We start from the raw sequence: 821 nt of genomic DNA, 5'->3' as shown, positions 1-821 counted from the left end.
GTGATGTCCATGGGCCTTTTTCTACGATCGCTTTCGTTACGACGTTGATCTTCAGAATACGCGTGAATTTAGCGCTGTCTGTGAAGCTTGGTGCTGCTTCTTTACCATCTTCGTATACGTACTTGATCGTACGGCTCAATTCTTTCACAGCTTCTTGTTGAGCTGACTTGATCTTATCATCTGTCCACTTAGGTCCATCCGGATTCTTAGGATCCATTGGATCGTTTGGTTTCGGTGGATTATTTGGATTGAATGGTACTACGCCTTCTTCCAATTGAACAGTGAAGTTTTGGTCCTTGCTTGCATCATCATCAAAGTTTTGTGGATCCTTGAACTCATCGTTCACAACCTTGTAACCTTGGTTAGTCAATTCTTTCAACTTCGCAAGGTATTGGTCACGGCTAATTGGTTCGCCTGACTTACCGCCTTCTGAGATCTTAGCCAATTCTTTCTTAGCTTGGTCTACGAAGGTGATGGTTGCTTTTTGATCAGCCTTCTTGTACGTTACGACTTCATCTGCTGGTTTCGCTGAATCTGCTGTAACCTTCACATCTGCTACGCTTGCTTTGTCTGCTACGTAACCCTTGATGTCTGGTGAAGTTTGTCCCTTGATCACGTCATCTTGTGATGTCCATGGGCCTTTTTCTACGATCGCTTTCGTTACGACGTTGATCTTCAGAATACGCGTGAATTTAGCGCTGTCTGTGAAGCTTGGTGCTGCTTCTTTACCATCTTCGTATACGTACTTGATCGTACGGCTCAATTCTTTCACAGCTTCTTGTTGAGCTGACTTGATCTTATCATCTGTCCACTTAGGTCCA

General features: G+C 44.1%; 1 protein-coding gene. It reads right to left on the bottom strand.

The genetic code is table 11. The annotated features are described in order from the left end of the window. Positions 1 to 821 (bottom strand): mucin-binding protein (locus D8791_RS10395; protein ID WP_185760594.1); only part of this gene is annotated, 821 nt, incomplete at both ends.

It is taken from the genome of Streptococcus cristatus (genome assembly GCF_003943515.1).
Lineage (GTDB): Bacteria > Bacillota > Bacilli > Lactobacillales > Streptococcaceae > Streptococcus > Streptococcus cristatus_D.
This window is presented reverse-complemented; position numbering and strand designations above follow the sequence as displayed.